We start from the raw sequence: 21,298 nt of genomic DNA on the forward strand, positions 1-21,298 counted from the left end.
CCCCATTGAGTTTATTGTTAACTAAAATAAGATATTTATGTGCAACACTGGGTTAAAACACGATTACTATTATAATAAAAATTACACAAATAATCACTATTATTTATAAATATTTTAACATAATTTCAATACAATTTTAACAAAGTAGTGGACTATGTATATTTATAGCTTTATAATTTAAGAGTTGGACTAAATAAGTAACATGATTTACTGGCTTTATATACATTATATACTAACTTTACAATCTCTTTTCATTAAGAGCTAACTAGTTTAAGATGTTCCAATATTTATTAATTGAATTCTTATTTAAATCAACTATACTGGATTTAGATAGATAAATAGAAGCACGAAAGGATAATAATATGTACTTAGCAAGGGAGAAAAAGAGAAGAAAGGCTAAATATAATTTTGTTGTGTTTGTTATTGTGATTCTTGCTCTGGCAGTAACTTTAAATGTGTTTTTTATTCGCTCATTTGAAAAAAGACTACAGACAGAAATAGACTCATTAAAGGCTGAATTAGAGCAAAAACAACAAGAGAATGATAACCTTAAAACAGAGAACGAAAAACTAAACACAGACTTAGATGATTACAAAGCAAGGGTAGACAGGTTGAATGGGGTAGCAGTACCCCATCCCCCTGAAAAAACTGTTTACCTAACAATTGATGATGGTCCTAGTTCTCACACGGAACCAATATTAGATATCTTAAAAAAATATAATGTTAAAGCAACATTTTTTGTAATTGGTCATAATACTGACAATGCAAAAAGACTATATAAAAAAATAATTGATGAAGGTCATGCTTTAGGAAACCACACCTATAGTCACAACTATGGTCAAATATATAAATCGGTAGATGCTTTTATGGAGGATGTCTATAAGTTAGATAAATTTATCTACGAAATAACAGGCACTAAAATGACTGTAGTGCGTTACCCTGGAGGTTCTTCAAATAGATTAACAAACTTAGCAAGGATAAAAAGTATCGCAAAAAGATTATTGAGTGAAGGATATCAATACTTCGATTGGAACGTTGACAGTCAGGATGGAACAAGAAATCCCCCAGCAGCCGAAGTAATGACAAAGAAGATAGTAGATCAAGTTAAAAGAACCAAAACCTCAATAGTACTAATGCATGATTTAGGCAGCAAAAAATCTACCGTAGAGGCGTTACCTAAGATTATTGAACAACTAAGCGCCTTAGGTTATAAATTTGGCACACTTAATGAAAAATCATATTATGTTCATCATCGCTAATTTAGCTATAAAGTATTTTAAATAAATATTTTTGCCATATAAAGTCAATACTTTTATTAAAGGAGGGTTTATATGGATCCAAAAGTTAGATGCGATATTAAAAAATGTGTTCATAATTTGGGTGGAACAAATTGCGGGGCACAAACTTTAGAAATTCAATATAATAATAGTGCAGGGTCACAAGCTACCATCTGCAACACCTATCAGTCATATTATGAAGGTGCTGACAATGTAGTTTTAAACACTAATGCGAGCTATACAACCCAGTCCACTGCTAATATTAATTCTGTAAAAGTTAACCCTATTGCAAAATGTCAGGTCACAGACTGTAAATATAATGCGAATAATGGTTATTGTAATGCTAAATCTATTAGTGTTACCTTAAATAAAACTAGTGAATGTACTACTTATAATCCTAAAAAATAAAAAACACAGCTCGCTTTAAGCGGGCTGTGTTTTTTGTATTTTAAAAGCAATATTTTAATTTAAGTAATTTATATAAGCTATAACCAAGAGTTAGGCCTGCAATAATATCAGAAAAATAATGTACATGAAGTATCACTCTACTCACTGCAATTAATATTGCTAACAAGATTAAGGCTATTTTTATAGCTTTAATGTTTTTAAAATTCATTTTATTTAAAATTAAAGCTAAAGTTAAATAAAAACACATACTTATCATGGCGTGCCCACTTGGAAAACTAGGTGTGTGTTCAACAACCAAATGAGGTAATGGTGGGCGAGGTCTTTGGATAAGGTTTTTTATTATAGAGTTTAACAAATAACAACCCACTGACGAAAAAAATAGTATAGACAACACTCTAAAATTATTAAGCTTATTGTAAGTATAAAAAAGTGTTAAAATGCAAATAGCTCCAATAACTTTACCAGATCCTAAATTAGTTATAATAATAAAAAACTTATGAACTGTAGTATTGGTTATGGTACGTGATTTTAAATCTATAACATCATCAACTTGTTTCAATAACCCTGCTTGCATTAAGATGAATATTGCCATATAAATTAAGGTAAACACAATAGGAATGCGATATTTTTTTATAATAGCCATATATAAACCTCAAATTTTGTTTTTTATTATTATAAACTCATTTGCTATAAATAAAAATGTAATTTTTGTAAATGTGTTTCTTTTAAAAGAAAACACTCAAAATATTATTAATGTAATATTCTTTAGAAACCACAAATCACACTAAGATTAAAACTGTTCTTGCTGTGCTTTGTGGTATCAAAAACAAAAATTTTATTTCTAGCTATAAAGTATCATTATAAAATACTAGATTAGCTGTAATACATAAACATAACAATACTATGCTTTACGCGATAAACCCTTTTTATTTTTAGTAATTGGCAACTCGATAATAACCATGGCACCTAACTCTGGTAAATTATCTGCACTTATTGTGCCATGATGTTTTTGCACTATATCAGCAACTATTGCCATACCTAATCCCGTATTGCCACTATCTCCTTTATAAAAACGCTCAAAAATATGAGGTAGATCTTCTTCATTAAATCCTTGGCCATTATCAGCTACACTAATTATTATTGAATCTTCTTCTCTTACATCTATTCTAATAAAAGACCTTGTATGTCGTACAGCATTATCTAAAATATTGGCAACTGCTCTTACCAAAAAGGCATAGTTTCCATCAACAACTATTTCCTCGTTAATATTAACCTGTAAATCTATGTTACTTTGTTTAATACGGGTATAAACAGTTCTTATGGCATCGTTTACTACATCTGAAATACGTATTGTTTGAAACTCTAATTTCGCTTTATCATCATCTATTTTGCTAATATACAATAATTCTTCTATTAAATTTTTTAATCGCTGACATTCCTCAGAAATTATTTCATAAGCATTTTCTTCTTCTTCGTCATTAAATATTTCTTCTTGCAATCCCTCAGCGTAACCCTGTATATTCATCAAAGGACTTTTTAGCTCATGTGATGCATTTTGAATAAAACGAACCTGAGCTTGATTATATTGAACCAATTGTTTACTCATTTTATTAAAAGCTTTGGTTACATCACCAATTTCATCATCAATTTCAACCTCTAGCTTGCCCTCAAATTCACCACTAGCTATTTCTTTAATTCTTACCTCAAGTTTTTGCAGTGGCTGGATTAATCTTCTGGTTATATATCCTGAAAACACAATACCTAGTAATACCGCAACAAATATTATTCTTAAAACCGACGATAAAATGCTGTTTCTTATTATTATTGTTTCTTGATGATTGCTAAGTGCTAAAACGTAACCTAAGGTTAAACCAACACCACTGGTAGTAATAGGTTTTACTGCATAAAGATAACCTTTATATGCCCCTTTTTCTTTTCCTGATAGTATTTGACTTTGAAAATCAATAGGCAATCTTAAATAGCCTCCAAAAAGCTCATTATTGGAACTATTTATTTTAATGTTAAAGTGGTTGTCCAAAATAATAACTTTGGCATCTCTTTGTAACACTGGTTCATCATTAAGCCACTCTTCAAATGAACTAAAATCTCTTAATCCAAAGTTTTTAACTACATTAACAATAGCACTGGCCGTTGTTGTAAGCTCATAATGAGATCTTTGCATGATATAATTACTAAGGGTTAATGTAACAGACAATACAACAGAAACACTTACTAAGATTATTATAGCAACATGTACAATAGTTATTCTTATAACTATTGATTGACTATTTCTTTTCAAGTTTGTATCCGTAGCCCCATACAGTTTCTATTGTTACATTAGCGTTTCCTGTTTTTAGTTTTTTTCTTAATCTTCTTACTAAATCGTCTACTGATCTCATTTCACCTATATAATCATAACCCCAAATGGTATCAATAATTTGTTCACGGGACATAGCTTTGTGGGCATTTTCAACCAAATAGGTTATTAGTTCAAACTCTTTATTAGTTAGGTTAATATCATTATCATCAATACTAAAAATACGGGCATCTTTATTTATAAATAAGTTACCAATTGATACTCTATGAGATTTTAGCGATTTATTTTGAATAACTGATCTTCTCAATAAGGCTTTAATTCTCACCACTAACTCTCTAGGGCTAAATGGCTTAACTAAATAGTCATCTCCTCCTAGCTCTATTCCTAGTATTCGGTCTATCTCTTCACCCTTAGCTGACAAAAAAATTATTGGTGTATTAAATTCTCTTCTAATATTACGACATAAATCTAAACCATTTTCACCAGGCATCATTATATCTAATACCAAACAATCGGGTTGCAGGGCATGCATATTTTTTATTACATCTTTGCTGCTGGCAAAGGTAAGAACATCATAACCCTCTTTTACTAAAAACTTTCTAATAAGCTCTCTTATATTGGTATCATCATCAACAATGAAAACTCTATGTTTCATTAAACCACCCCAAAATATTTAATCGATTATTGCATTGTTTGCTTCTTTTATCATTTCTTGTACTCTTTGTTGACTAGTTAGGTACCTTGTTGTAGCTTCTTCTTTAACTCTATTGTTAGTATTAAACATAACATTTTGTACATTTATTTTTCCAGAAGAGTGAATCTCACTGACCCCTGTTGTTTTAACTATATCATAAATATTATTCTCGGAGACTCCAGCACCTGGCATTATTATTATTTTATTTTGAGAATATTTTACTAACTGTTTTATTAGATGTCTACCAGCAAAAGCATTTTGAGCTAAACCTGAGGTAAGCACTCTATCAACCCCTAATTCTATTAAGGTATTTAGGGCTTGCTGAGGCGCTTTTACTAAATCAAAGGCCCTATGAAAGGTAATACTTAGAGGTTTAGCAGCATTAATCATTTTTAATACATTTTTTTTAGCTATAGTTGCATCTTGGGTTAATGCCCCAATTACAACACCATCAACTCCAAGTTTTTTAAGCTCTAAAATGTCATTTACCATTATTTCTATGTCATTATCATTAAAGCAAAAGTCTCCTGATCTGGCCCTTATTAATACATTAAGTTTAATATCTGTTATTTTACGGACTTGTTTTACTAAACCAAAAGAGGGTGTTAGTCCACCTACACTTAGCTCGCTACATAGCTCTAGTCTGTCTGCTCCGGCATTTTTGGCGTTTAGGGCTGATTCATAACAATCTACACAGGCCTCAAATATTATTTTTTTCATTTAATTGTCCTTTAATAACTGCATGGCCACTAATTCTGCTACAGCAGACCTTTCCTCAGAGTATTGAGTAATCATTTCTAAACACAATTTTTTATTACTATTGTATAGGGTCGAAAACATATCCTCCATAACCTGCTGTTTGTTAAATTGCTGATCTTCAATTTTAGCAAAAGTTTGTTTAATATGTTCTTGCTGCTCTTTACTAAGCCTATCAGCATACCATGCTAAGTTATAGAAACTCCAAAATGCCATGTTTTCATCTTTAAAGATTTCATTAGGTGGATTATAGTGTTTATCTCTTGCTATATCTACATGGTGTCTTGCTGGCACCTCTTTTATACCACAATACCATGGGGTATAAACACTGAGGCAAGGAACCGATAATGCTCTCCATGCCAAACAACCAAATTCTACAGGATAATTACTTCTTAACTGAAAAATAGAACTCTCTTGGGTAGCTATATTACAGGCCATTCGTATTAAACAATGGTCTATATCAGCCTCATATCTGTGAGGGTTACCATCTGTGAAGTTAGTTAATTGTGGTATGTTTTCTAAATGACTTCTCAACAAACCCATTACCCACTTTACATTTACTTTTTGCTTTGGCTTTACTGCAAAAGGTAGTGCTGTTTTAGGTGGATATTCCGCAGTTTTACCAGAAATTAAACTCTGAACATACCACTGACGTGAATCTACCCCATATTTATTACGCAATGTTTCAGCATTTGCATTACTGCTATAGGCCTTGGTAAAGTTAAATTGCTCGTTTTTGTTATGCCATCCTCTGGCTATAGCATACTCTATTAAACCCTTAGAATAAATTGTTTTACTGGGGTCGTTTAAATGTATTTCCTGATTAATGATATGGGTGTTAGGAACAACTACTACCTTGTCATCTGGTACTCTATTGGCAATATAGTGTTTTCCTCTTACAATCGACATTATCCAGGCCTCATTGGCATCGGCAATAGTTAGAGTTCTGCCTGTACCTGTGTAACCAAATTGCTCTATTATTTTAGCAGCAACTAACACACCTTCTTTAGCAGTTTTAGCTAACATAGCAATGAGTTGGGGCAACATATAGCCAACCCCACCATCTACAATATCGCCTCTTTTGCTTACAATCTCTATGTCATCTTCTTTTGTGGGACAACCATTGCCTGCAACTGCTACCCCATGTTCATTAAAGCAATTATCGCTAAACTCTAAACCAGGGCTTTCCAGCCACAGGTAAGAGTATGTTTCACCGTTATATCTATATAGCCCACCATTATTCAATTTAATTCCAGATAGCCCACCATTATTCTCAATTTAATTCCAGATTCAGAGCTATACTTTTCTACCATAGTTTTGCTCATTATGACCAAATATTACTGATCCATCTGTGGTAGTTAGTTTGCCAGCAATTATTGCAAAACACATTTTACTCACCCTCATTCTTGTTATTATTGTATACTGTTATACCAGCAAGGATTGTTGTATGTACGGTTAACTCTTCATTACACAAAGCTATATCGGCAACCTTAAGTTCTTCTAAAGAGCCATAATCTTTATTTATGTTTAATAGTGTTGCAGGGTTTAAGCTTGCCATATTAACTACTTCACAGATACTTAAGTTGCTATTTTTCATAATATTTAGTATGGCCTTATTAAGGGTTAAGGTACTGCCTGCAAGGCTATTATTGTGTTTTAATCTGGCTATGTTATTTTTTACAACCACTGTTTGTCCGGCAAAATCATACTCTCCATCAGATAAACCAGTGGCCTTCATGGAGTCGGATATTAAAACAAGTTTGTTTAGCTTTTTTACGTTTGAGATAATTCTGTACCATGCAGGGTGAACATGAATATTGTCAGCAATTAACTCACAATAAATATCTTTTTCTAATACTGCCCCTACAATGCCTGGTTCACGATGATGCAGTGATGTCATGCCATTAAATAAATGGGTTGCACTTTTAACACCCCGCTCTAAAGCATAACAGGCAATATCATAACTAGCTAAACTATGCCCCATAGATAACACTATATTGGGGTAATGTTGGGTAAGATATTCTGTAAATATAAAATCATTATCTTGCTCGGGAGCATAAGTTATTATTTTAATTACATCACTAAATTCATCTATTAAAGTAGAGTTTGGCTTTACGATATACTGCTCGTTTTGAGCCCCTTTTTTTAGTTTATTTATAAAGGGTCCCTCTAGGTGCGCACCCAAAATCCTACTATTTAAAGCTAGTTTTTTACAATTTCTTATATTTATCAAAGCATTCTTAATATTATTTAATGAGTCAGTCATAGTTGTAGGTAAAAAACTTGTTATACCATTTTGACTATTAAAATCACAGATTGTTTTAAGAGATTTAGCACAACTATCCATGCTATCTGCACCACAATTACCATGGGTATGAATATCTATTAATCCTGGCAAAGCATAACCACCTTCAGCATCTATTTCCTGTTCATACTGACCAATGGGTAAAGGCATAGTGCCTATTTCTATTATTCTGTTGGTATATAAAAGGTATCCATTTGTTATAACCTTTTTGGGGGTTATTATCTTTGCATTATAAATTGCTTTCATTTTATTCCTCCAATAAGTCTAATGCTAACTTGGCACTACCTAAAGCACCCGCATCATTTAATAGTTTAGCAGGCAAAATTTTAACGGCTACACCTTTATTGCTTTTTAGGTTTAAGAGACTATTGAGCTCCTGCCACCAATGTTGTTTAGTATGAATTAAACCTCCACTTATAATAAAGGCTTGGGGATCTAAAATATTTTGAATACTAACTAAAAGAGTTGCAAGGTCATTGGCAAAGTTCATCATTACCTTTACTGCCTTAGGGTCTTTTTGCTTTAAGGCTACAAAAACATCTTCTCCACTTTTAGCCTCTCCACCTAAATCATTAAAATTGCTTACTAAGGCTGTTCCTGATAAGTAGAGCTCTGCACAACCCCGTTGACCACATAAACAGGCTTTACCATTAGGGTATAAAATACTATGCCCAATCTCTCCCCCTCGCCAACTATGGCCTGATAATACTCCAAATTTTTTATTAACATAGGCTCCTCCAACACTGGTGCCTAAAGTCACTACCATATAATCGCTCAGGTTTTGCCCTGCTCCTAACCAGCCTTCACCAATTGCGGCTGCATTGGCATCATTCTCTACAACAATAGGTAGATTAAAATGTTTACCTACATGTTCTCTTAGCTTGATGTTAACCCAGTCCTTAATTACTCCCATTGAGTATACTACAATACCCTCACTTGCATTCACATAGCCAGGTGTGCCTATGCCAATAGATTCTATATTTTTTTGTGATATTAAAGTATTTCTTATTAAATTAATTAATAGAGATAACACATGTTGTTGTCCTAAATACCCCTCTGTTTTAGCTGTTTCTTTATGTAAAATTATGCCCTTTTCATTGGTAACTATTGCACTAATTTTAGTTCCACCAATATCTATTCCTAGCACCTTAGCCATCTTATATCCAACTCTCTATTTTGTATAGCAATATTATAGCATTATGTTTGCTTGCAGCAAACGGGTGAACTCGTTTTGTTTTATAAATGATTCTTATTAATTAGGTATTTTTCTTATCTACATAAAAATGGTGGACATAAAGTCCACCACTAGCCTATTCACAAAACATTTTACTAATATTATTACCATGTTTAATTGTTCATACTAAGAATCCAATTTATAGCTACTTAATTTTCTTGAGTTATCATTTTTAGCAATGCCTCAATTTGGGCGTCTCTATTTTCTTTTATATCTTCTGCTACGGTATAAACTATTTCATGGGGTGTTAAGCAGGTTGCTGGGTCATTATTTTTATTTGGTCTAGTTAATTTTTTATATGATACTGTAAACATATATCCAGAGTTAGGCAACTGAAAACTTAAACAATCTCCATACCTTGTTGCAGAATTTCCTGTAGGCTCACCAATAATGGTGGCTATTTTATTGTCGTAGCTTATAACTGCAAACTGACAAGCAGTACCAAAGGTATGGTTTGAGGTTAATATATAAAATTTACCTTTAAATAAAAGGCTTTCTGCTTGATGTTTATTAATATTTAAGACATTTTTATATTGTTTGTAACCCCTTGTTTTGGCTATATTAGATTTTTGCTTAGCGGCATCTTTAGAGTATCTAACATATGAGTCATAGTATTTTAACTCATTTACAAAACCTAAATAAGAAAACAGCTCCGTTATAACGCTAAAATCTGCTTCCGTATTTTTTCTTATATCAATAGCTACATGCTGTATTTTTTTCGCTGCTACTTGTTTAAAAAATTTATGCAGCTTAGTTCTAAACTCATTATTATAGTTACCTGTATTAAGTTGAAATACCGCTAAGGACATCTCATCATAAAATATAGTAGTAATATTCTCAAGCTTTTGATTATTTACTTTAGCCAACTCCCTAGTACTTATAAGGGGCAAATTAGCAGTAAATTCTTGGTTTTCTCTTTTATAGGTTACGGTAACAGTGTTATCTAAATTAATGAGTCCTAAATGCCTTAGTATTACTTCTTTTTTTAACTCAGCTGGAGCTTTTGCTCGAATCCAACCTTTATTTTCGGCAGGAATAAAGTGAGCTAAGCTGTCAAAAATATTTGGTAAAGTATTATTGCCAATTTTTATTATTTGGTCACCTTGTTTTAATATATCTGTATCTTTAGTAACTACCACGCTTCTTTTTAACCAAGTTATAGGTAAATTGAGTGCTAGGCTTTGCTTTGTATTTTCACAATTGATATAAGTGTGGGAGTCTTGTAAAGAGCCAGCTATTTGGGTTACTTTAAAATAAAAATCACCCGCAGTTAAAGGTGTGGTAATTTGTTTATTTACAGCTTCTATTGCTTGCTCTAAATATTGAGGAATACCAGCTTGGGTAACTGGATGCACAGATTTTAACTTAGAAATTAAGTAATTAATATCTTCTTGCATTTGGCTAAGGCTCATTTCGGCTGAGGGTGATAATTGAGCTATAGTATTCAAATTGGTTTGACTAGTTATATTTAACCTTGAGGCTATAAATATTATTAATAGTAATCCTACTATAGCCAGACCTGTTTTTTTAGAATTCATAATAAGCCCTCCAAATTTATATGCTATTAATAAATAAACTAAATAGTACTATAAGTTAATTATATCAATGTTTATTGTTACAATTAGTCGAAACATGGTTGGGGCTTACACTTTGTGTTTCGCGGGGTGGAGATTGCGTTGGGAACGCTAGGGACGGGTGATTTTGTTCGGAAAACGAACAAAATCACCCGTCCCTAGCGTTCGGCAATTCTTACTTAAAGCTTCTCATTTTTAAACCAATAATTGTTTTTTAATCCGCGCCAGCCCAAACCGTGAACGAAGTGAACCTACCCCGAATACCCAACAGGTATTCCCAAACCGCGACGTTTCCCCAAACGAGCCCACCCCAAATAAAAAAGCTTAGGCTTTTTTATTCGCCTAAGCTTGGTGTTATAAAATTTTGCGTATAATAAGCTTTTTTATCTCCATCATAATAAAACACGCCTACTCCTAATTTGCTGTAATTGCCTAATATATTATCTCGGTGACTCTTTGAATTCATTAAAGCTTCAAATGCAAAGATAGAATTTCTTTGTCCTTTTGCGATATTTTCCGAGGCTAATACATATTTTAATCCATGCTCTGTCAATCTATCAAAAGGTGTTTTGCCTTTCTTGTTTGTGTGATCAAAATATTTATTTTTAGCCATGTCACAGCTATGACTATAGGCCACAGATGCTATGTTATTATCCCACTCAAAACAGTTTAAACTATTTCTTATGCGAATAGTATTATTTAAGTCAAACATTTGTTTACTCATTGCTTTTTGCCATTCTACTGAATCAAAATCATCATAATTACCTATATAAATATCATTAAAAGGCAGTTTTTTATCCCACATCATCATTCCTGTAACTGTATTATTATGATAAATGTCATAAAAGATATAGGCATATAATTGTTTGTTAAATTTGTATAGTGCCATACCATCATTATTAGTTACAGTGTATGTTTTATTACCCTCTTCAAAAGTGGGTAAAGGGCTTCCTAGTTTTCTATCAATTATACTTTTTTCTAAACCTAATTTAACAGAGTGTTCTAAATCCCAGTCGCCAATATTACTATATACGGCGATTACCTCGTTATCTTTAACCCCTGCCTGCACATACTTTTCTAAATTTTTATTATATACATACCAAGTAAATCCATGTATTGATGTATCCACTCTATTTGGTAATCCTAAAGCATCTATCAACTCATCTTTACTCATACCTACATTTACACCATTAATACCTGCACTATTAATACTTTTTAACTCACTAAATAAATCTTTTTTATCATTTATATGGGCTATCTTGTTTTTACTATCGTAAACGACCTCTTTGTTTAGTAGTTGAGAGACCTCTCTCAATGGCACATACAAAGTACCTTCATATGTCATGCTATTAACAGCAATAGGTTTATTATTAACATAAACCTGAGAATCATTAAACAAGACAGCTATGCGTTGATGCACTGAAGATGCCATAGCCGGTATTGTTAGTAGTACAAATAGTAATATACAAATATACTTTTTTTTAATACGCATTATTTAACTCCCCTATTTATATAAGACTTATTTATAATGGCCTTTTGCCACTCAACTAACTTCTTAGCATAAGCCATTGTGTATGCTGGACTAGAAGACGGTAATTTAATTAGTGTTTTATTTTCATACCATCTTTCATTAACATAACGTAAAAATAATTGTCTTGATTTTGCGCCATTAAACACAATTGTTTTAATATTAGGGAATGTAACAAATAACCACTGAAAGTTATTTACTAATGGCTTTTTAATGTCTGTATCTAAACTACCTTCTCTTACACATGACTTTACAACATCCCAAAGTGCAATTTTATTACTAAGCAAAAACTTTACTCTTTGCTCATAGTTATTTATGTATTCTGTATTAAATAAATCACATACTAAACGCCAAAACTGATTTCGTGAAAAAGCGTAATAGCGATGTTCGCTTAAAGACGTAACACTGGGCATTGAACCTAATATTAAAGTATTACACTGCTTATTAACTATTGGTCCAAAACCACTTATAAACATCTATTACATCCTTTCCTCTTACTGTTTTCGATAAACTACATCTATCTCTTTAATCTCTCTGCTGTCTAAGTACTTTAACCAATAAGATCTATAAAAGAGGTCTTCTATAGTTGTATCAAAGTATCTTGCCATTTTAATAGCTACATCCATCGATGGTTCCCTTAAACCTGTTTCAATTAGTCCGTAAAAACTTCTAGACATACCAAGCTCTTGCGCCAATTCTTTTTGAGTAAGTCCTTTTTTCTTACGCCTAATTCTGAGACCCTCTCTAATTTTCTTTTGCGAAACTTCTACCATGTGTTCTCCTCCTTGTTAATAGTTAAACATAATTATTTCACTCTCAACAATGTTATTGAGAATTAACTAATGAAATAGTTGTGTTTTTATCAAGGCAGTGTACTTGTTGAATCCATACATTGCCCTTATCATAAATCCACACGCGCCCATCATCAAGTCGGTATGTAAAGTGGTCATTTACACTGTCTTTTTTCCATATACCACTGTACATTTTTCCATTACGCAAAAATATGGCTTTACCTTTTCCTATTATGTTCATTTCGCTCTGTTTGTAATCTACAGGAACATTCACTAATTTTGTTGGCGCTTCAATTATTATTAAGTTATCTGCATATATGTTATTACCAGATGCAGTGATAAATACATCTCCATTTAAATACCTTAAATACTGATCTTTATCCTCTTGGTAAATCCATGTTACATCATGAGGATACTTATCAGTGCCATATATTATATCTAGTTTATTTATATCTCTACCGCCTGTTAATTTACCACGTATTAATTTAGGCAGTGGTTTAAGTTCGTAATTTCTTTTAGCGGCATATTTCAAAAGAGATTTAGTTGTTATGTAGGCATTATGGGGTGCTTCACGACTTTTATCTCTTACATAATAGCCACTTGCATTTGTTATGTCGCACATATCTTTAAGTCTTAAGTTTTTAATCATTGCCATCGCATCCATATTTCCACCAACATGTATGTAAAGAGTATCATATGGTTTAATAGCCTGAGCATAGTAATATCTTGCACTTCTTACAGGCCCAACTCTAACCGGATCTTTAGTATAAAACCCAGCCATGTATCTTGTTATAGTCCACTCGCAAATCATTTCATATACTATATCGGCTTTTTCTAAGTTTTGTTGAGGTCTAGCATTGGGGTGATCATCTACCATAACAAAAAAGGCACCTGGTAACTCCGGCTTAATTCTAATGATAGGATTAGCAGCTACATCTGGCATTGGGCTAGCAGATATAACGGGAGCAAAGTTGTCATTTTGGCACCCTACAAGAAACAAGAGTGTAACTAAAAAAAGAAATAACTTTTTTATAGGTTGCATTGTTTTTCTCCAATTCACTTATTTATGGCTAATATTCTATCAGTATAAACAGTTTTGTAAAAGGGCTAATTAAAATAAGTATAATAAACATTTAGTAAATTATCTATATTATTAATTTATTTATGTTTTTTTAGCTTTATTATTGTTTATTTTAACCAATTATGACATATATAAAAGAAATGACTTTACTAATTAATGTTTTATTTAATTTTTGATACATTCAAAAGACATTATGTTTAAAAATATTTAAACTATTTTTATTATAATACTCTAATTATACATATAAACATACTTGAAATTTTATATAGATCATAAACATATACATTTATATTGCCTATTTTACTAATAAAATTAAAACTTATGGTAATTTTGCATTCTATTTTAATCCATATTTTTCTTAAACACAATTATACAAAATTTTTAGATAACAATAAATAATGAATTTTATAAGAGCTTTTTACAAAACCAAGCTACTAGTGTATCTTTCATATAAAACTCGTAGTGATGGCCTGCTTTTTCATAAAACTTATACTCTAAGTCAATATTACCTTCTCTTTGCTGTAGTAGATTCACAAATTTAAAACTTCCATTATAGGAAACTGTTTCATCGTCTTTTGCATGCTGAATAAGCCAACTTATTTTACTTAGTTTAGCTATAAATTGAGAAGGCTCTGGAATATCATTCATAGCTTTAAGTATTTTTTCATTCATATTAATGTTAAAGTGTTCTTGAGCTTTAACATCATAATGATATGGTGAACCACTAACTGGAGCAGCCACTGAAAAGCGGTTGTCCAACAGAGGCAATATGTAGCTTATATACCCTCCCATAGAAAAGCCACTAATACCAACTGGGGTTTTGCAAGCTATATGTTTATTTTGCAAATAAGTAGTTAATTCACTTATTCCTTTTATGGTATCTTTGAATACCTTAAACATAGAGTAAATAAAGCTATCACTTGCAAATAACTCTTTAAAATTAGCTGGTTTTTCAAAGCCATGCCACTTGGCTTCTGGTAGAACTGCTACAAATCCAGCATTTGCTAAATCTAAAGCTGTAGTTAAACCCAAAAGTGGAGTATCTGTATAACCGTGAATAAACATTACCAGTGGTTTTTCACCCTTTTGATTATTGTTAAATATATAATATGGTAAGTTTTTATGGTATTTTCTTTTTGCAATTATATAGCCGCTTGTTAGTTCAACTTGTTTAAAACCTGTTTTTTTTAAGCTACTCCATATCTCCTTTATCTTCCACATTAAACTCACCCTCATCTCTTTTAGGTTGATATTAAGTTGATTAATGTTTAGTTTTTCACTAATTTAACCAATAAACTTGTTAGTATAATAACACGAATTATTATATCATGTTTATCTTATACAAACATCTCTACTCCAAGCTTAATTACAAAATCTGAGTAATCTACTGTAACAAATTTTATTAATAAAGTCACATAAAAAATAACTCGCATACACGAGTTATTTTTGTATATTTGCAATATCTATAGTACTTTGCTAACCTCAAACCAAAATGTAATACCCTCATTTTCAAGCTTCACTCCGTAATCATTTTGATCTGCTTCCATGATGGCTTTTACTATTGATAATCCTAAACCATGGCTACCCTCGCGGTAGGTTCTGGCTTCATCTCTTTTATAGAAGCTGTTCCACATTTTTTCTAGCTCATCTTCCTTTATACCACTACATGTGTTATAAACCTCAATACGTACATGTTTGTTTTTATCAACCATCTTTATTTTTAGGATTTTACGTTCATCTACATAATAAATGGCATTACTAATGTAGTTATTTAATACCTGCTCTACCTTAAGCATGTCTGCGTATACGTCAATAGGGTAAAGGCCATTAAATGTTACATCTATACCTTTGTTAGAAATTTTTTGCTGAAATTTCTTAATGCAATAGTCTACTAAGTCTACTATCTCAAACTCTGTTTTTCTTAGGGCTTTATCTCCAAATTCGAGCTGATTAATATTCAGTAAATTCTGTACTAAATAGTTCATCTTTTTGGTTTCATCAACTATTACATCACAATAAAAATCTGCTCTCTCCTGATCTTTAGCAATGTTAAGCTTCAACCCTTCGGCATAGCCCTGCATTAATGCTAGCGGAGTTTTTAGCTCATGTGATACATTATTCAATAGCTCTTTTCGTTTTTTATCAATTTTAATTTTTTCTTGTATTTGCTTTTGTAAGTTTTTATTACTACTGTTTAAGGATTTAATGGTACTTGCTAACTCCACCGACATTTCATTAATGCCTTGTGCTAGTTGCCCAATTTCATCATTAGAGTTTATTGTACAACAAATATTAAAATTTAAGTTTTTCATGTTCGCTGTGGCATTATTCATTAATACAATTGGTTTGGTAAAGTGTTTAGCTAAAAAATAAGCAGAAACTAAGCCTATAAAAAATAGTGGTATGCCGGTAATTAATAAAAATCTATTTGCTAAAGCAGTACTTGTTTTAATTGCTAATAATGAGGTAGTTAAATCTATGCCTAACCCATTATCTAATAGACCTGTTAAAATTAATACTCTGGTATGACTTCGCTGATCTTGGGCCCACATAAAGCTCACTTGTTTATTAACACTTTCTATTTTAACCACAGTAAGCGGGGGTCTGGGTGGTACAACATCCTTATTAAGTTTTGGGGGAATATTTTTCTTTTCAGTATTGTATTTTAAGGTTTGAGACTTTGAAGCATATATTACTTTACCATCTGCTGAGTACACAAGAATATCTGTATTAGACTGATTTTCAATAATAACAAAATCTTTTAAATAAGCTTGATAGTCTGTTGATTGATAGTCATTTATTTTTTTATAGTAATCCAAAAGCTGATTTTTCTCTCTGCTTAAATAATATCTTGGCAACAAATAGGTATTCGCTAATATTAATACAATAATAAGTATTATTATTATTGAACCTATCTGCGCAAAAAGCTTTTGCCTTATTGAATTCATGAACACACCTCTATTTTATAGCCATAACCTCTTACCGTTTGAATATAATAGCCACACTCTCTTAACTTTACCCTTAAACGATTTATATGGGTATCTACCGTTCTATCTGTTCCTTGATAATCAAATCCCCATACTTTATTTAGTAGTTGTTCTCGCGATAATACTATACCTTTATTTTCTAACAAAAACAATAACAAACTGTATTCAGTTTGACTAAGGTCTATTACTTCGTTTTTACACCATACCTTGTGTTTAAGCGTATTAATTGTTAAATCTCCAATAGCTACTTCAACCATATCTTTTTGATTGTAGGTTCGTGAATATAGAGCATTAACTCTTGCCACAAAAATTGAAGGACTAAAGGGTTTAGTTATGTACTCATCAACACCTTTAGTAAACCCCCGTAGTTCATCTGGTTCTGTATTTTTAGCTGTTAACATAATAATTGGAATTGTGCTAGTTTTTCTAACCTCTTGGCATACCTGCCAGCCATTAAGAAAAGGCATCATCACATCTAATACTATTAGTTTTATGTCCTTAACCTCTTTAAGCTTTACGAGAGCATCCTTGCCATTTGAAGCAACTATAACCTCATAACCTTCATGGATAAGAAAATCGCTTACTAACATTTGCATTCGCTGGTCATCTTCAGCAATAAGTACTTTTTTGCTCATAAATAATCACCACAATTCTTTTTTAAATCATTAAACTAATTGTGAGCTCTAGTTACTAAGCATTATGTAACAGTATTGTTACAGTTTTATAACAATTTAAAGTAGCTATAGTTATATTTTAACATTTTCTACCTGTAATACAACTGTGACATTTAAAGCTTAGTCTATTTGTATAGTTATTGTAATAACAAATCTTAAGAAAGGAAGTGTATATATGATTAATAAAAGGCATGAACTTAAGTATATGATTAACAAAATGGAATACCACATTATTGTTAATAAGCTAAGCAAAATATTAAACCGTGATAACAATAGTATAAATAATAATTACACTGTTTCAAGCTTGTATTTTGATAATTTTAATAATAAGGCTTATCATGACAAGCTAAATGGCGAAGCTATAAGGCATAAGTTTAGAGTTAGATATTACAACAATAACACTGAGCGTTTAAAGCTAGAGCAAAAATCTAAAATTAACCAAATAACCATTAAGCAGTCAGTTTTACTAACTAAGCTAGAGCTTACACAAATTTTTAAGAGCAATTTTAACTTTTTATTAGCAAAAAATCACTTGCTCTATTATAAATTTTATCAGCAACTACAACACGAGTTATTAAAACCTAAGGTAATTGTTAAATACCAAAGAGAAGCCTTTATTCATAAGGCCGGCAGGTTAAGAATTACCTTTGATAAACAAGTTAAAACAGCAAATAATCAAACAAATATTTTTGCAAAAAACCTTAAGTTTATTGATGCTATTGACCCAAGTATTATTATTATGGAAATTAAATTTAATGAGGTATTGCCTAGCTTTATAAAAGGTATACTTGAGTGCGCACATACAAGACAAATAGCAGCCTCAAAGTATGTTTTTTCACGAAAATATAATGCAATATTTTAATTTTTGGAGGATTATCATGACAACAATTAAAGATATTTTAGAGAATGGTTTATTTCAAAACACCGCCAGCATTTCAGCTGTACAAATTGCGATAACCTTATTTTTATCATTTATAGCGGGGATTTTTATCTATCAAATATATAAAAAGACATACCAAAGTGTTATTTACACCAAGAGCTTTAATATTGCCTTAGTAATGATGACTATGGTTACTTCATTTGTAATTTTGGCTGTAACCTCAAATGTTGTTTTATCACTTGGTATGGTTGGTGCCTTAAGTATAGTACGTTTTAGAAGCGCCATAAAAGACCCAATTGATATTGTTTTTATGTTTTGGTCTATTGCCTCAGGCATAGTTATTGGAGCAGGATTTTATTCATTGGCAGTTATAGGCTGTTTAGTAGTTGGGGTTATTTTATATGCATTAACTAATATGGTAACCAAAGATAATCCATTTTTATTATTGATTAACTTAACTGAATGTGGAGTAGAAGAAGAGGTGCTTAAAAAAGTAAAATCAACAGCTTCTAGGTACTTTGTAAGGTCAAAAACTATAAGTACAGATGGTGTAGAATTAACTCTTGAGTTAAGAATAAAAGACAACGAAACTAGCTTTATTAATGATTTAAAGTCATTAAGCAGTGTAAACAATGTTATGTTAATTAGTAATAACGAGTTTTCAAGTTAGGGTCAACTACTATGAAATTGCTTAAAACCTGTTTATGTATTGTAATAGTTTTAGCATTAACTATATTAGTTGATATGGTTACACTTTTTAGCATAAGTAATCTAAATACTGATTTAAGCTTAGTTGACACAAATGTTTTTCCTCATCATAAGGTAATAAACGTATCTATTACTATTGCAGAAGAAGATTATCAAAAGATGCTTGATACGCCCCTAAATGAAGAGTACTTTAAGGCCAATGTTGATTATAATGGTTACACCTTTAATAGTGTAGCCATAAGAACCAAAGGCAACTCAAGTCTTAAATCTGTAGCTAATACAAATAGTGATCGTTATAGTTTAAAGCTTGATTTAGACTACTATATTAGTGAGCAAAATCTATTTGGGATAAAGAACATTAACCTGAATAATTTATTTGCAGACAATACCATGATGGCAGAATATTTGGCTTACGAAATGTTAAGTGAACTAGAGACAGCTGTCCCACGAACTACCTATACAGCCCTTTATATTAATGATAAATATGTAGGACTCTATTTAAGCGTAGAACAGGTTGATGAGAGCTTTTTATTAAATAATTATGGTAATGCTAATGGTGAGCTATATAAGCCATATCAAGGTGAAGGATGTAATTTAGAGTATACTACTGATAATGGTAAAAGCTACTCAGGGTTACAGATTAAAAACAAGGTAAATAGCGCAAATAATAAGTTAGTTGAGCTATTAAAAGCTATTGAGTCACCAGAAAAGCTAGATAATATTTTTAATGTTGACTCATTTTTAAAATACCTAGCCATGAGTGTGGCTACTATTCATTTAGATTGTTACCAAGGTGGTATGTTTCATAACTACTATATTTATAATAATAATGATAGTTTTGAGTGGATAGCCTGGGATTTAAACATGGCTTTTAATGGTTTTCCCAAAGGCCCTAATGAACCAGAAGCTTTTGATTTTTATATAGATGAACCAGTAATTGGTAACATGAGTAACTACCCACTTATTGAAGCTATTTTTAGTAAAGATGAGTATGTTGATAAATATCATAATTATTTACAGCAAATAGCTAGTGGCTATTTTAACTATACTACTTTTAACGATAGGGTGTTAGAGATTTATAATATGATAAAAGGATATGTGAAAGCTGACCCCACTGCTTTTTACTCTTATGATGAATTTGAAGAGGCTCTGTTTGCAGATAGTGAAAACCATGTTAGTCTACTAAACTTTGCCAAGCTAAGTAGCACTAATATAAAACAACAACTAGCTGGAGATAAACAAAGCACTAACAATGGTAATGGCAATGTTTCTGGTACTAATAATAGAAACATAAATAAAAACAAACCACCTAATAATGGTGAACAAAAAGAGAAACCTACAGGAACTAAAAATGATAAAAACATGCCTTTTAAATTCAATGAAAACGGGCAGGTTATTCTTCCTAAAGATGTTAGTTTAAACGATTTGCCCTCTAGTTTACAGCAATATTTAATAAAAGGTGAACTACCACCCAGGCAAGAGTTTGAAAACATTTTAGAGCAATTTTCACCCGAACTTAAACAAAAATTAGGTTTAAATAAACAAATAGGTTTTGAGGGTGAACGACAGGTTCAAGATAAACAGCCCAAGCAATCATCTTTTTATGGGCTAATACCTAATTTAATATTGTTAATTCTAGGTACCTTAGGCTTAATAGTTTTTACATTATTTATTAAGCATAAATTTTAGACTATAATATGATATTCTTATTGACAAAATTCCTTATTTATTGTTAATGTTAATATATATTATATGAAAAGGATTTGTTATACATTAAAAGAAAAGCAATCATAACATATACTCATGTTTTTGCCATTGTAATATCATTAATTTTAGCTAACGTTTTCATTAAAGTAACCTATATTTACGTATATGCTCGAAATCAAAATTTGGCCATTGGTGAGAAGTTGAGCAAATATCTGCAAGATATTCTATACAAATCTCAGAATTTTAACTTAACTGTTTATTTTGTGGCATGCATACTAGCTATTGTAGCTGTAGAACTGTTAGTTTTTAATAAAAAGAATAGTGGAGAAAGTTTAGATTTATTGCCACAAGAAAGAGATATGAAAGCTGACAAATAG

21 protein-coding genes are annotated in these 21,298 nt (G+C 31.4%); 6 read left to right on the forward strand and 15 right to left on the reverse strand.

The features are described 5' to 3' along the window. Positions 1–362 precede the first annotated feature (362 nt). Both IMX26_RS07045 and IMX26_RS07050 read left to right on the forward strand, forming a co-directional pair. Positions 363–1,259 carry a polysaccharide deacetylase family protein gene (locus IMX26_RS07045; protein WP_195160967.1) on the forward strand — a complete coding sequence of 299 codons (897 nt, stop codon included), beginning with the start codon at positions 363–365 and terminating at the stop codon, positions 1,257–1,259. Between the two features lie 72 nt (positions 1,260–1,331). Further along, the gene (locus IMX26_RS07050; protein ID WP_195161359.1) at positions 1,332–1,685 is read left to right on the forward strand and encodes a DUF1540 domain-containing protein; all 354 of its coding nucleotides are present in this window, start codon (positions 1,332–1,334) and stop codon (positions 1,683–1,685) included. Positions 1,686–1,725: 40 nt separating this feature from the next. Here the strand turns inward: IMX26_RS07050 and IMX26_RS07055 are convergent, their stop codons facing one another. From IMX26_RS07055 to IMX26_RS07125, 15 genes are all read right to left on the reverse strand, one after another. Then, positions 1,726–2,328, reverse strand: coding sequence for a phosphatase PAP2 family protein (locus IMX26_RS07055; RefSeq protein ID WP_195160968.1), 603 nt, complete (start codon positions 2,326–2,328; stop codon positions 1,726–1,728). 258 nt (positions 2,329–2,586) lie between these two features. Beyond that, positions 2,587–3,984: a HAMP domain-containing sensor histidine kinase gene (locus IMX26_RS07060; RefSeq protein ID WP_195160969.1), complete on the reverse strand. Its 1,398-nt coding sequence runs from the start codon at positions 3,982–3,984 to the stop codon at positions 2,587–2,589. Continuing rightward, complete coding sequence (locus IMX26_RS07065; protein WP_195160970.1) at positions 3,971–4,657, reverse strand: response regulator transcription factor; 687 nt, start codon at positions 4,655–4,657, stop codon at positions 3,971–3,973. The genes IMX26_RS07060 and IMX26_RS07065 overlap by 14 nt, the downstream gene beginning before the upstream one ends. A gap of 18 nt (positions 4,658–4,675) precedes the next feature. Then, on the reverse strand, positions 4,676–5,416 hold the full coding sequence (locus IMX26_RS07070; RefSeq protein ID WP_195160971.1) for a copper homeostasis protein CutC: 741 nt from the start codon (positions 5,414–5,416) through the stop codon (positions 4,676–4,678). Then, a complete protein-coding gene (locus IMX26_RS07075) occupies positions 5,417–6,697 on the reverse strand; it encodes a C69 family dipeptidase (protein WP_195160972.1) in 1,281 nt (426 codons plus the stop codon). It lies immediately after the preceding gene. A gap of 145 nt (positions 6,698–6,842) precedes the next feature. After that, positions 6,843–8,003, reverse strand: coding sequence for an N-acetylglucosamine-6-phosphate deacetylase (nagA, locus tag IMX26_RS07080; protein WP_195160973.1), 1,161 nt, complete (start codon positions 8,001–8,003; stop codon positions 6,843–6,845). A 1-nt stretch (position 8,004) separates the two neighbouring features. Further along, positions 8,005–8,913: an ROK family protein gene (locus IMX26_RS07085; protein WP_195160974.1), complete on the reverse strand. Its 909-nt coding sequence runs from the start codon at positions 8,911–8,913 to the stop codon at positions 8,005–8,007. 227 nt (positions 8,914–9,140) lie between these two features. Further along, complete coding sequence (locus tag IMX26_RS07090) at positions 9,141–10,529, reverse strand: S41 family peptidase (protein WP_195160975.1); 1,389 nt, start codon at positions 10,527–10,529, stop codon at positions 9,141–9,143. 370 nt (positions 10,530–10,899) lie between these two features. Further along, entirely contained in the window at positions 10,900–12,057 is a 1,158-nt protein-coding gene (locus tag IMX26_RS07095; protein ID WP_195160976.1) for a CAP-associated domain-containing protein, read from the reverse strand. Continuing rightward, on the reverse strand, positions 12,057–12,569 hold the full coding sequence (locus tag IMX26_RS07100) for a DNA-deoxyinosine glycosylase (RefSeq protein WP_207729329.1): 513 nt from the start codon (positions 12,567–12,569) through the stop codon (positions 12,057–12,059). The genes IMX26_RS07095 and IMX26_RS07100 overlap by 1 nt, the downstream gene beginning before the upstream one ends. Before the next feature lie 18 nt (positions 12,570–12,587). After that, positions 12,588–12,866, reverse strand: a complete 279-nt coding sequence (locus IMX26_RS07105) for a helix-turn-helix transcriptional regulator (RefSeq protein ID WP_195160977.1) — start codon at positions 12,864–12,866, stop codon at positions 12,588–12,590. A 52-nt stretch (positions 12,867–12,918) separates the two neighbouring features. Next, positions 12,919–13,926 (reverse strand): DUF3048 domain-containing protein, encoded by a 1,008-nt coding sequence (locus IMX26_RS07110; protein ID WP_195160978.1) that lies wholly within the window; start codon positions 13,924–13,926, stop codon positions 12,919–12,921. A gap of 444 nt (positions 13,927–14,370) precedes the next feature. Then, positions 14,371–15,186 (reverse strand): prolyl oligopeptidase family serine peptidase, encoded by an 816-nt coding sequence (locus IMX26_RS07115; RefSeq protein WP_195160979.1) that lies wholly within the window; start codon positions 15,184–15,186, stop codon positions 14,371–14,373. Between the two features lie 242 nt (positions 15,187–15,428). Next, a complete protein-coding gene (locus tag IMX26_RS07120; RefSeq protein WP_195160980.1) occupies positions 15,429–16,913 on the reverse strand; it encodes a HAMP domain-containing sensor histidine kinase in 1,485 nt (494 codons plus the stop codon). Next, the gene (locus IMX26_RS07125; protein ID WP_195160981.1) at positions 16,910–17,587 is read right to left on the reverse strand and encodes a response regulator transcription factor; all 678 of its coding nucleotides are present in this window, start codon (positions 17,585–17,587) and stop codon (positions 16,910–16,912) included. Before IMX26_RS07125 ends, IMX26_RS07120 begins: the two co-directional genes overlap by 4 nt. A 214-nt stretch (positions 17,588–17,801) precedes the next feature. On the opposite strand from IMX26_RS07125, the gene IMX26_RS07130 reads away from it, so the two are divergent. From IMX26_RS07130 to IMX26_RS07145, 4 genes are all read left to right on the forward strand, one after another. Next, the gene (locus IMX26_RS07130; RefSeq protein ID WP_195160982.1) at positions 17,802–18,488 is read left to right on the forward strand and encodes a polyphosphate polymerase domain-containing protein; all 687 of its coding nucleotides are present in this window, start codon (positions 17,802–17,804) and stop codon (positions 18,486–18,488) included. A 16-nt stretch (positions 18,489–18,504) separates the two neighbouring features. Then, on the forward strand, positions 18,505–19,176 hold the full coding sequence (locus IMX26_RS07135; protein WP_195160983.1) for a DUF4956 domain-containing protein: 672 nt from the start codon (positions 18,505–18,507) through the stop codon (positions 19,174–19,176). Positions 19,177–19,187: 11 nt separating this feature from the next. Then, positions 19,188–20,903, forward strand: a complete 1,716-nt coding sequence (locus IMX26_RS07140) for a CotH kinase family protein (protein WP_195160984.1) — start codon at positions 19,188–19,190, stop codon at positions 20,901–20,903. Positions 20,904–20,977: 74 nt separating this feature from the next. Next, on the forward strand, positions 20,978–21,298 hold the full coding sequence (locus IMX26_RS07145; RefSeq protein ID WP_195160985.1) for a hypothetical protein: 321 nt from the start codon (positions 20,978–20,980) through the stop codon (positions 21,296–21,298).

Source organism: Clostridium sp. 'deep sea' (assembly GCF_014931565.1).
Taxonomy (GTDB): Bacteria; Bacillota; UBA994; order PWPR01; family PWPR01.